The sequence below is a fragment of the Frondihabitans sp. OV104 genome (assembly GCF_057787745.1).
Genome location: NZ_CM173541.1, coordinates 906,835 through 919,000 on the forward strand (window position 1 = coordinate 906,835; position 12,166 = coordinate 919,000).

8 protein-coding genes are annotated in these 12,166 nt (G+C 71.5%); 5 read left to right on the forward strand and 3 right to left on the reverse strand.

Going from position 1 to position 12,166, the window contains the following annotated elements:
• Positions 1–68 precede the first annotated feature (68 nt).
• Positions 69–884: a ParA family protein gene (locus tag AC3CBB_RS04265; protein WP_123505136.1), complete on the reverse strand. Its 816-nt coding sequence runs from the start codon at positions 882–884 to the stop codon at positions 69–71.
• A gap of 114 nt (positions 885–998) precedes the next feature.
• Between AC3CBB_RS04265 and AC3CBB_RS04270 the strand changes: the two genes are divergently transcribed.
• The gene (locus tag AC3CBB_RS04270) at positions 999–4,397 is read left to right on the forward strand and encodes a pyruvate carboxylase (RefSeq protein ID WP_488626130.1); all 3,399 of its coding nucleotides are present in this window, start codon (positions 999–1,001) and stop codon (positions 4,395–4,397) included.
• A 37-nt stretch (positions 4,398–4,434) separates the two neighbouring features.
• Complete coding sequence (locus AC3CBB_RS04275; RefSeq protein ID WP_123504418.1) at positions 4,435–4,926, forward strand: peptide deformylase; 492 nt, start codon at positions 4,435–4,437, stop codon at positions 4,924–4,926.
• Between the two features lie 363 nt (positions 4,927–5,289).
• On the opposite strand, the gene AC3CBB_RS04280 is transcribed toward AC3CBB_RS04275, so the two are convergent.
• Positions 5,290–6,648 (reverse strand): AMP-binding protein, encoded by a 1,359-nt coding sequence (locus AC3CBB_RS04280; protein ID WP_488626131.1) that lies wholly within the window; start codon positions 6,646–6,648, stop codon positions 5,290–5,292.
• A gap of 109 nt (positions 6,649–6,757) precedes the next feature.
• Here AC3CBB_RS04280 and AC3CBB_RS04285 point away from each other — a divergent pair, with 109 nt between their 5' ends.
• The 3 genes from AC3CBB_RS04285 (at position 6,758) to AC3CBB_RS04295 (ending at position 9,883) form a co-directional block, all read left to right on the forward strand.
• On the forward strand, positions 6,758–7,726 hold the full coding sequence (locus AC3CBB_RS04285; protein WP_488626132.1) for an ROK family glucokinase: 969 nt from the start codon (positions 6,758–6,760) through the stop codon (positions 7,724–7,726).
• A gap of 36 nt (positions 7,727–7,762) precedes the next feature.
• On the forward strand, positions 7,763–8,452 hold the full coding sequence (locus AC3CBB_RS04290; RefSeq protein WP_123504420.1) for a lysophospholipid acyltransferase family protein: 690 nt from the start codon (positions 7,763–7,765) through the stop codon (positions 8,450–8,452).
• A 99-nt stretch (positions 8,453–8,551) separates the two neighbouring features.
• Entirely contained in the window at positions 8,552–9,883 is a 1,332-nt protein-coding gene (locus tag AC3CBB_RS04295; protein ID WP_488626711.1) for a class II 3-deoxy-7-phosphoheptulonate synthase, read from the forward strand.
• Positions 9,884–10,052: 169 nt separating this feature from the next.
• Here the strand turns inward: AC3CBB_RS04295 and pknB are convergent, their stop codons facing one another.
• Entirely contained in the window at positions 10,053–12,056 is a 2,004-nt protein-coding gene (gene pknB / locus AC3CBB_RS04300) for a Stk1 family PASTA domain-containing Ser/Thr kinase (protein ID WP_488626133.1), read from the reverse strand.
• Positions 12,057–12,166 lie beyond the last annotated feature (110 nt).

Genomic DNA, 12,166 nt, shown 5'->3' on the forward strand with positions numbered 1-12,166 from the left:
GGCGAGAACGGCAGTCCGCGGACTGCCGTTCTCGCCGTTGCAGTGTGTCTGGCGCCGTAGGAGGGTCTCTAGCGGGGCGCGGGCGTCTCGGCGTAGTCGCCGATCTTGGCCGTGCGCATGATGCGCTCGAGCAGCTGGTCGAAGTTGCGCGCCATCTCCTGCGCCGATTCGCCGGGCCACACGTGCAGAGGCTTCGCGGCACCCTGCGCCTGCTGCAGCGACGTCCGCTCCGGCAGCTGAGGCGAGAGCACGAGCGGCCCGAACATGTCGCGCAGCTCCTTGATCCGGAACTGGTGCTCGAGCGACTGCACGCGCGCCCGGTTCACGATGATGCCGAGGGGCTGGAGGCGAGGCGAGAGGCCGCGGCGGATCTCCTCGATCGCGCGGAGGGCGCGGTCGGCGGCGGCCACCGAGAAGAGGCCGGGCTCGGTGACGACGGTGACGCGGTCGGACGCCGCCCACGCGGTGCGCGTGAGTGCGTTGAGCGACGGCGCGCAGTCGATGAGCACGAGGTCGTAGTCGGCCTCGACGTTCGCGAGGGCCTCCTCCAGCTTCCAGATGTCGCGGATCGACGGGTGCGGCCCGTCGAAGTTGATGGCCGACGGGCTGCCGATCATGACGTCGATCTTGCCCTGGCGCCCCTTCGTCCAGCCGGAGGGCGCGATCGCCGCGCGCACCGTCTTCTCTTTCGGGGAGGCGAGGACGTCGGCGACGTTGAGGTGTCCGGCCACCGTGATGTCGAGGCCCGTGGACACGTCGGACTGCGGGTCGAGGTCGACGACCAGGGTCCGTAGGCCCTTGGCGAAGGCCGCCGACGTGAGTCCGAGCGTCACGGTCGTCTTGCCGACGCCGCCTTTGAGTGAGCTGACGCTGAGTACATGCACGTTGAACACGATAGCTTCACTACTGTTGAAGCACCTAAAAGCCGACAGCGAACCGCGGGGCGATCCGAGGGATTCCCAGGTGCGGCGCCGGCCCCTCCGAAAGGCACGAACCCTGTGTTCTCCAAGATCCTCGTAGCCAACCGCGGCGAAATCGCGATCCGCGCCTTCCGGGCGGCCTATGAGCTCGGTGCCCGCACCGTGGCCGTCTACCCGTACGAAGACCGCAACTCGATGCACCGGCTCAAGGCCGACGAGGCGTACCAGATCGGCGAGATCGGCCACCCGGTCCGCGCGTACCTCGACGTCGCCGAGATCGTGCGCGTCGCCGTCGAGTCGGGCTGCGACGCCATCTACCCGGGCTACGGCTTCCTCTCTGAGAACCCGGAGCTCGCCGAGGCCGCTGCCAGAGCCGGCATCACCTTCATCGGCCCGGGCCAGCACGTGCTCGAGATGGCCGGCAACAAGGTCACCGCGAAAGAGAAGGCGATCGCCGCCGGAGTGCCCGTCCTGAAGTCGACGCCCGCCAGTCGCGACATCGAGGAGCTCATCAGCGGTGCCGACGAGATCGGCTTCCCCGTCTTCGCCAAGGCCGTCGCCGGCGGAGGCGGGCGCGGCATGCGCCGGGTCGATGAGCCCGAAGACCTCCGCGCCGCGCTCGAGGCAGCCATGCGCGAGGCCGACAGCGCGTTCGGCGACCCGACCATGTTCGTCGAGCAGGCGGTCGTGCGTCCCCGCCACATCGAGGTGCAGGTGCTCGCCGACGCGACCGGCGAGACCGTCCACCTCTTCGAGCGCGACTGCTCGGTGCAGCGCCGCCACCAGAAGGTCGTCGAGATCGCCCCGGCGCCGAACCTCGACGAGGGCATCCGCCAGGCGATGTACCGCGACGCGATCGCCTTCGCGAAGTCGATCGGCTACGTCAACGCCGGCACGGTCGAGTTTCTGCTCGATACCGCGGGGGAGCGCGCCGGCCAGCACGTCTTCATCGAGATGAACCCGCGCATCCAGGTCGAGCACACGGTCACCGAAGAGGTCACCGACGTCGACCTCGTCCTGACGCAGATGCGCATCGCGTCCGGCCAGACCCTCGCCGACCTGCACCTCGAGCAGAGCGACATCCACCTGCACGGCGCGGCCCTCCAGACCCGCATCACCACCGAAGACCCGAACGCCGGCTTCCGCCCCGACACCGGCCGCATCACGACGTACCGATCGCCGGGCGGCTCGGGCATCCGCCTCGACGGCGGAACGATCAACCCCGGCACGCAGATCAGCCCGCACTTCGACTCGATGCTGGTCAAGATGACCGCGCGCGGCCGCGACTTCACGGCGGCGGTCACGCGCGCCAAGCGCGGGCTCGCCGAGTTCCGCATCCGCGGCGTCTCGACGAACATCCCGTTCCTGCAGGCCGTCCTCGAAGACCCGGCCTTCGCCGCGGGCGACCTCAGCACCGCCTTCATCGAGGAGCGACCCCAGCTCTTCGAGGGCCACGTCTCGCGCGACCGCGGCACCAAGATCCTCACCTGGCTCGCCGACGTCACGGTGAACCAGCCCAACGGCCACGGCGAGGGCGCGATCGACCCCGCGCTCAAGCTCCCGTCGATCGACCTCACCGAGGCCCCGGTCGCAGGAACTCGACAGCAGCTCCTCGAGCTCGGCCCGGCGGGGTTCGCCGGCGCCCTCCGCGCCCAGACCCGCCTGGCGGTCACCGAGACGACGATGCGCGACGCCCACCAGTCGCTCCTGGCCACCCGCGTCCGCTCGAAGGACCTCCTCGCCGTCGCGCCGTACGTCGCGCGCATGACCCCCGACCTCTTCAGCGTCGAGGCCTGGGGCGGGGCGACCTACGACGTCGCCCTTCGCTTCCTCGGCGAGGACCCGTGGCAGCGGCTCGCGTCGCTCCGCGAGTCGCTCCCGAACATCGCCATCCAGATGCTCCTGCGCGGCCGCAACACCGTCGGGTACACGCCGTACCCGACCGAGGTGACCGAGGCGTTCGTCCACGAGGCCGCCGCGACGGGCGTCGACATCTTCCGCATCTTCGACGCGCTCAACGACGTGTCGCAGATGCGCCCGGCGATCGACGCCGTGCTGGCGACCGGCACCACCGTCGCCGAGGTCGCCCTGTGCTACACCGCCGACCTCCTGGACCCGAGCGAAGAGCTGTACACGCTCGACTACTACCTCCGCCTCGCCGAGCAGATCGTCGACGCCGGCGCGCACATCATCGCGATCAAGGACATGGCGGGTCTTCTCCGCGCCAGCGCCGCCGAGAAGCTCGTCGGCGCCCTGCGCGAGCGCTTCGACCTGCCCGTGCACGTGCACACGCACGACACCGCCGGCGGCCAGCTGGCCACGCTGCTCGCCGCGGCGCGCGCCGGAGCCGACGCCGTCGACGTCGCCAGCGCGCCGATGGCCGGCACGACGTCGCAGCCGTCCGCCTCGGCTCTCGTGGCAGCCCTCGCGCACACCGAGCGCGACACCGGCCTCTCGCTCGCCGCCGTGAGCGACCTCGAGCCGTACTGGGAGGCCGTGCGCCGCGTCTACAAGCCGTTCGAGTCGGGCCTGCCCGGCCCCACCGGCCGCGTCTACTCGCACGAGATCCCCGGCGGCCAGCTGTCGAACCTGCGCCAGCAGGCCATCGCCCTCGGCCTCGGCGACCAGTTCGAGAAGGTCGAGGACTGGTACGCCGCGGCCAACCGGATCCTGGGCCGCCCGACGAAGGTCACGCCGTCGTCCAAGGTCGTCGGCGACCTCGCCCTGCAGCTCGCGGCGGCGGACGCCGACCCTGCCGAGTTCGAGGCCGACCCGTCGAAGTTCGACATCCCCGACAGCGTCATCGGCTTCATGGCCGGCGAGCTCGGCGATCTGCCCGGCGGGTGGCCCGAGCCGTTCCGCACGAAGGTGCTGGCGGGCCGCGACGTGAAGATCGGGGTGGAGCCCGTCGATCCTGCCGACCTGGAGCTCTTGAAGGAGCCCGGCCGCGCACGGCAGGAGACCCTGAACCGCCTCCTGTTCGCCGGCCCGACGAAGCAGTACCGCGAGGTCGTCGACACCTACGGAGACCTGTCGGTCGTCGCCACGCCCGACTACCTCTACGGCCTCAAGCCCGGCGTCGAGCACACGGTGCCCGTCTCGCGCGGCGTGAACCTCTACATCGGCCTGGAGGCCATCGGCGAGGCGGACGACAAGGGCGTGCGCACGGTCATGACGACGATCAACGGCCAGCTGCGCCCGGTGTTCATCCGCGACCGGTCGATCGAGGTCTCGCAGAAGTCGGCTGAGAAGGCCGACCGCACGCAGCCCGGCGAGGTCGCGGCGCCGTTCTCGGGCGTCGTGACGCTCAAGGTCGCCGCGGGCGATCGCGTGGAGGCCGGGGCCGCCATCGCGACCATCGAGGCGATGAAGATGGAGGCGGCGATCACCAGCCCGGTGGCCGGCGTCGTCGAGCGCCTCGCCATCCCCGTGACGCAGCAGGTCGACGCCGGCGACCTCCTGGTCGTGGTGAAATAGTCCGCCCCCTGATCTCGCCGCACTGGAGTCTCCCGGAATGACCGACCGCCCCATCCGCCTGTTCGGCGACCCCGTCCTGCGCAGCCCCTCCGACCCGGTGACGGTCGGCGACCCCGGCCTCGCCGATCTGGTGCAGGATCTCCTCGACACCGTCACCCTCCCCGGCCGCGCGGGAGTCGCCGCCTGCCAGATCGGCGTCGGCCTCCGGGCGTTCAGCTACAACGTCGACGGCGAGATCGGCTACGTGCTCAACCCCGTGCTCGTCGAGACGCGAGGCGAGGCCGACCTCGTCGACGAGGGCTGCCTCTCGGTGCCCGGGTTCTACTTCCCGCGCCGGCGGTTCCCATGGGCTCGCGTCGAGGGCGTCGACCTCGACGGCAACCCCGTCGTGCTCGAGGGCGAGGGCCTCATGGCGCAGGCGCTCCAGCACGAGACCGACCACCTCGACGGGCAGCTCTACGTGATGGGCCTCGATCCCGAGATCAAGCGCGATGCCATGAGGCAGATCCGGGAGAGCGACTGGTTCTGACCCCGTGCGCCCTTCGCGGCTGCGCCGCGGGGGCGTGGTGCCGGCCGGCGCCGGGGCGCGCGAGGTGGCCGTGGGCGTCGGGCTGCCGGTGGCTCGGCGACGGCGGGGGCCATCTCGGCGTGTGCGCGCGGCGCGGCGACGTCAGGCCGGCCGGCGCCGGGCTGCGCGAGGTGGCCGTGGGCGTCGGGCTGCCGGAGGCTCGGCGACGGCGGGGGCCATCTCGGCGCGTGCGTGGGCACGGCGACGTCAGGCCGGCCGGCGCCGGGGCGCGCGAGGTGGCCGTGGGCGTCGGGTCGGCGGTGGCTCGGCGACGGCAGGGGCCATCTCGGCGCGCGGCCGACCCCGGCGAAGCCGCCAGGCGAGTCAGCGGTCGGCGAGGAAGACCCGACCGCCCTCGACCTCGCCGAAGAGGCCGGTGTCGAGCCAGTCCGCGCCGTCGGGCGGGACGACGCCGGCTCCGCGCAGGCCGATGCCGCCGTCGGGGCCCACGGCCACCTCGACGCCGGCGAGCGGGGCGCCGACCCCGCCGACGGGCCGCTCGAACGCGTCGTCGTACCGCTCGACGAGGGCCGGGCCGGTGGTCCGCACTCCGCCGAGCGCCTCGAGGGGTCGCACGTCGAGCGCGCGCATCAGGTGCCGCAGCCGCAGCGGCAGCGACTCCTCGTCGGCCAACGACACGACGACGCGCACGCGGCCGCCGACGGCCTTCCGCAGGCCCCTCAGCACGAGCGCGTCGGCGAGGGCGAACCGGGTCTTGAGCCCGCGCGGCACGGTCCCGGCCTCGAGCGCGGCCGAGTGCTCGACCGCCACCTCGAGCGCCTGCTTCAGCGCAGGGCCCCGGCTGGTCTGCTCGGCGCGAGCGAGCGTGGCCTCCTCGACGGCCTCATAGGTCGCCGGGCGGGCGACGAGCAGCGTCGGCCGGAACGACGCCAGAGACTCGATGAGCCGCGCCGGGTCGGCGAGGTGGCCCAGGCGCGAGCCGGTCGAGAGGGCGAGCAGCGTCGTGACGCGGGCGAAGGCGTCTGTACCCGGCAGGATCTGCAGCACGGCGGCGTCCTCCCCGTCGAGGGCCCCCGACCCCGCCAGGGCGAGGCCGAGCTCGACGGCCCGCGACACCAGGTCGGCGTGCGTGAGCTCGACGACGACGCCGGCGGAGTCGGCCATCAGCGCGGCGACGGAGGCGGGGTCGACGGCCGCGGCGCGAGCCGCGAGTTCCTGCGCGCTGATCCCGGCACCGAGCTCGGCGAGCTTGTCGAGGTCGCCGAGGCCGATCTGCCAGGCCTCGGCCACCAGGGGCAGGTCGCCGTGGATCTCGTCGAACCGGGCGAAGTCGCGCACCGTCTCGACGACGACGGCGCGGGCACGGGTCTCCTCGAGCACGGCGAGCAGCTCGGTGGGCCCGTCGAGAGGAGAGAGGGAGAGCACGACGGCGCCGGCCAGAGCGGCGGCGAGGTCGACGAGGGCCACCTCGAACCGGCTGGTGCTGAGCACGGCGATCACGTCGCCCGCCTGCAGCCCGGCCGCCATGAATCCGGACGCCAGAGAGCGAGCCCGATGCAGGAACTCGCCCGCCGTCAGATCGAACCAGCCGCCGAACGCGTCAGGGATCGCGATCAGAGCGGCCTCGGGCGCGGCCTCGAGAGCCGGGACGACCAGGGCGCCGATCGTGCCGTCGGGCAGGAGCGCCGGTTGTGAGACTTCGGCCTCGACGGGGTCGTCCACGGGCAGCTCCTCTCGCCCGGGGTCGGGCCGTTCCACTGTAGCGGCCACCCGTCCGGACCCGTGGCGGGGCCGCCCTCTGCCCGCGCCGCGCCGGGTAGAGTGATTGCTCGTGCAGGCAATCGGAATCGACATCGGCGGGACGAAGATCGCAGGGGGCGTGGTCACCGAGCTCGGCGAGATCGTCGCCGAGAGGCGGGTTCCGACCCCCACCGGCAACGACTCGCAGGCGATCGTCGACGCGGTCGTCGCCATGATCGACGAGCTCCAGCAGGTCGCGCCGACCTCCGGGGGAGACGTGATCGCCGCCGGCGTCGCCGCACCCGGCTTCATCGACGCCGCCCAGTCGACCGTCTACTACACGCCGAACATCCCGTGGCGCAACGAGCCTCTCCGCGCGCGCCTGAGCGAGAAGCTCGACCTCGACATCACCATCGACAACGACGCGAACGCGGCCGGCTGGGCCGAGTTCCGCTTCGGAGCCGGCCGCCTCGTCAGCGACATGACCATGCTCACCATCGGCACCGGCGTCGGCGGAGCGATCGTCACCGAAGACCGCCTGTTCCGCGGCGGCTTCGGCACCGGCGGCGAGCTCGGCCACATGCGCATCGTGCCCGGCGGCCTCGAGTGCGGCTGCGGGGCCCGCGGCTGCATCGAGCAGTACGGCTCGGGCCGTGCCCTGCTGCGCATGGCCGGCGAGGTCGCCGACCGCGGCGGCGCGACCGGCAAGGCGCTTGGCGACATCCGCGTGAAGAACGGCGAGCTGACCGGCCACGACGTGGCCGGCCTCATGGCCGCAGGCGACCCCGGCGCGCTCGAGGCCCTCGCCGAGCTCGGCACCTGGCTCGGCCAGGCGTGCGCGTCGCTCAGCGTGATCCTCGACCCGCAGCTGTTCGTGTTCGGCGGCGGCGTCGCCCAGGCCGGCGAGCTGCTGCTGAAGCCCGTGCGCGACGCCTACCTCGAGCATCTCCCAGCCCGCGGCTTCCACCCCGAGCCCGACTTCGTCATCGCCGAGCTCGTCAACGACGCCGGCGTCGTGGGTGCCGCCGACCTGGCCCGCACGCACGCGGCCAAGCTCTAGACTGCCTACGCCCGACGCAGCCAAGGGAGACCGCCGATGTTCTACTGGATCATGAAGACGTTCCTCTTCCGGCCGATCCTGCTGTCCGTCTTCCGGCCCTGGGTCGTCGGCAAGCAGCACGTGCCCGAGTCGGGCCCCGTGATCTTCGCGTCGAACCACCTCTCGTTCGTCGACTCGATCTTCCTGCCCCTGGTGCTCGAGCGCCGCATCTCGTTCCTGGCCAAGAGCGACTACTTCACCGGGCGCGGCGTGCGCGGCATGCTGACCAAGCTGTTCTTCAACGCCACCGGCCAGCTCTCGATCGACCGCTCTGGCGGCAAGGCCTCCGAGGCCTCGCTCAACACCGGCCTCGCCGTGCTCGCCCGGGGCGAGCAGCTCGGCATCTACCCTGAGGGCACGCGCAGCCCCGACGGGCGCCTGTACCGCGGTCGCACCGGCGTCGCGCGCATGATCCTCGAGGGTCGCGTCCGCGTCATCCCCGTCGCCATGATCGACACCCAGAAGGTCATGATCACCGGCTCGAAGCGGCCTCACCTGCACCGCATCGGGGTCGTCTTCGGCGAGCCCCTCGACTTCAGCCGCTTCGAGGGTCTGGAGGGCGACCGGTTCATCCTGCGCTCCATCACCGACGAGATCATGCACGAGCTGGCGACCCTCAGTCGGCAGGAATACGCCGACGTCTACGCGTCTTCGGTCAAGGAGAGGCGAGCCGTCCTTTCGCGATAGGCTCCCCTGGTCGAGATCGACTGATCGACGACCTGCCATCACCTAATTGAGGACGCCGTGCTCCAGACCGATTTCCCAGTCATCTCCGCCGATCCCGACGTGATCGCAGGACTGGACTATTGGCGCACGCTCCCCATCAAGCAGCAGCCGCAGTGGGCCGACTCGACGGCCGTCGAAGCGGCTTCGGCCGAGATCGCCACGTACCCGCCGCTGGTCTTCGCCGGCGAGGTCGACACGCTCCGCGCCCGTCTCGCCGAGGCGGCCGCCGGCAACGCGTTCCTCCTCCAGGGCGGCGACTGCGCCGAGACCTTCGCCGACGCCACGGCCGACAACATCCGCAACCGGGTCAAGACGATCCTGCAGATGGCCGTCGTGCTCACCTACGGCGCCAGCGTGCCCGTCATCAAGATGGGCCGCATGGCCGGCCAGTTCGCGAAGCCGCGCTCCAGCGACTTCGAGACCCGCGACGGCGTGACGCTTCCGGCGTACCGCGGCGACATCATCAACGGGTACGACTTCACCCCCGAGTCACGGCAGCCGGATCCTGCGCGCCTCGTCCGCGGGTACCACACCAGCGCCTCGACGCTGAACCTGATCCGGGCCTTCACCCAGGGCGGGTTTGCCGACCTGCGCCAGGTGCACTCGTGGAACAAGGGCTTCGCCTCGAACCCCGCGAACGTCATGTACGAGCACCTCGCCAAAGAGATCGACAAGGCCGTCCGCTTCATGGAGGCCGCCGGCGCCGACTTCGACGAGATGAAGCGCGCCGAGTTCTACACCTGCCACGAGGCGCTGCTCATGGACTACGAGCGCCCCATGACCCGGATCGACTCGCGCACCGGCACCCCGTACGCCCTGTCGAGCCACTTCCAGTGGATCGGCGAGCGCACGCGCGACCTCGACGGTGCGCACGTCGACTTCCTGTCGCGGGTGCGCAACCCGATCGGCGTCAAGCTCGGCCCGACGACGACGCCCGACGACATGATGCGGCTCATCGACAAGCTCGACCCCGAGCGCGAGCCCGGCCGTCTCACGTTCATCACGCGCATGGGCGCCGGCACGATCCGCGACGCCCTGCCGCCGCTGCTCGAGGCCATCAAGGGCGCCGACGCGACTCCGCTGTGGGTCAGCGACCCCATGCACGGCAACGGCATGACGACGCCCTCCGGCTACAAGACCCGGCGCTTCGAAGAGATCGTCGACGAGGTCAAGGGCTTCTTCGAGTCGCATCGCGCCGCGGGCACCCACCCGGGCGGCATCCACATCGAGCTCACCGGCGACGACGTCACAGAGTGCCTCGGCGGATCGGAGCACATCGACGAGGCCACCCTCGCGACGCGCTACGAGAGCCTCTGCGACCCGCGCCTGAACCACATGCAGTCGCTCGAGCTCGCGTTCCTCGTCGCCGAAGAGCTCGCCGGCAACAACTAGCGGCGCCGCGCCCAGCCCCGAGACCCCCGTCGACTCCCGTCGGCGGGGGTCTCGTCTTGTGCCCCCCGCCAAAATTCAAGGAGATATTTGCCGCAGCGGCCCGAGATCGCTGTCGCGCCGTCGACGAGGCCGAGAATCTCCTTGAATTTCGGGCGGCCGGCCCTCCGGCCTAGCCGATCCCGAACGCGTTGTACTTGAGCGTGATCGTGTCGCCCCGGAAGCCGGTCGCTGTCGCGCCGGGGTCGGAGCTCGACACGGTGAGCAGCGACTTCCAGTTGACGAGCACGCAGGCCGCCGCCGGCGTGCACGCCTTGTAGGCGACCTTGAAGCCGAGCCCGGTGAGCTGCTCCTCGGCGGAGCGGATCGACTTGCCTGTGACGTCGGGCACCGTGATCGGCTGCGGCCCCTTCGACACGACGAGGTCGATCGTCGAGCCTTCGACGACCGCGCCGTCGGCCGCCGCCGCCTGGCGGATCACCTGACCCTGGGGCACGCTGTCGCTGTACTCGCTCGACGCCTCGACGCCCTGCAGGTTGACGGCCTCGAGCGTGGACTGCGCGTCAGAGAGCGCCTTGCCCGTGACGTCGGGTACTCCGCCGAGCGACACGGTGAGAGTGACCGGACGCTTCTCCTTGTATGTCGTGGCCGAGCCGAGGTCGACGGTGTCGCCGGCCGAGTTCTTGCCGGCGACCGACAGCACGGTGCCTTTAGCGGCCGACCCGTCGAATCGGTAGGTCGAGTCGCCTACGGTGAACGAGCCGAGCTGCGACTTCGCGGTGTCTTCGGCCTCGCCGACGACGGCGGGGAAGGGCAGCGACTGCGGTCCCTGCGAGATCACGAGCACGACCTTGGCGCCCTTGGCCACCGTCGCGCCGCCGCGGGGCCGGGTGCCGAGCACCTGGCCGATGGCGATGTCGGGGTCGAACTGCTTGACCCGCTGGGAGCTGACCGCGAAGCCGTCGCCCTCGAGCGTCGACGTCGCCTGCGCGACGCTGGAGTTCGCGATCGACGGGACGACGGCGTGGGCGCCCGGGCCGTTCGAGAACCACCAGCCGACCGCGCCGGCGACGAGGGCGAGGACGATGACGATGGCGAGCCAGACGACGCCGCGGCGGCGGCGGGCGCGCGCCTTGCGGGTCAGGGCGGCGGCGTTGTCGGTCGGCGCTCCGGCGGGCAGGACCGGCCCGGTGCGGTGGCGGCCCTTCGCGAGGATCAGGGTGTCGCCGGTGGAGCCGGGGCCGGACGTCGGCCCGGTGCTCTGCGCCGGGGCCGGGCCGACCGGTGCCATCGCGGCCGGCAGCACCATGGTCTTCTGGATGCCCGTGGGCGCTCCGCCGCCGCGCTGCAGCTCGAGCAGGTGGTCGAGCATGGCGCGGGCGTCGCGGGGCCGCTGGTCGGGGTCGCGGGCTGTCGCCCACAGCACCAGCTCGTCGAGCTCGGCGGGAACGCGCGGATTCACCGAGCTCGGCATCGGCACGGTGTCGTTGGCGTGCTGGTAGGCGATCTGCATCGGCTGGTCGCCCTTGTACGGCTGCTCGCCGGTGAGCATCTCGAAGAGCATGATGCCGAGGGCGTAGATGTCGCTGCGGGTGTCGGCGATGCCGCGGGTCACGAGCTCAGGAGAGAGGTACGCGATCGTCCCGAGCAGCGCCGCACCGGTGGCCGTGTTGGCGGAGGCGGCGCGGGCGAGGCCGAAGTCGCCGATCTTGATGCGGCCGTCGTCCGCCAGCAGCACGTTCTCGGGCTTGAGGTCGCGGTGCACGATGCCGGAGCGGTGGGCGGCCGCGAGACCGGCGAGCACGGCCTCCAGGATGTCGGTCGCCTGGTCGGCGGTGAGCACGCGGTGGTCCTGGAGGAGCTCGCGCAGCGTGATGCCGGGCAAATACTCCATGACGATGTAGGCCGACTCGTCGTCCTGCCCCTGGTCGTAGACGTTGACGACGTTGGGGTGCGCCAGCCGGGCGGCCGAGCGCGCCTCCTGGATGAAGCGCTCCTTGAAGTTCTCGTCGTCGGCGAGGTGGCCGTGCATGATCTTCACGGCGACCGGGCGCTCGAGCCGCTGGTCGGAGGCGAGGTAGACCGTCGCCATGCCGCCGCGGGCGATGCGTGAGCGGACCTGGTATCGACCGTCGATCAGACGGCCGATCATCGGGTCGGATTGGCTGGAGCTCACGCCGAGAATGCTACGGAAAGCGGGGCGACCCCCAGTCGCGGCTCACCGCCGAGGGTCAAACCGTTATGTGCGAGTTGCCCGGATCCGGGCCTTCCCGGCAACGAGTTGCC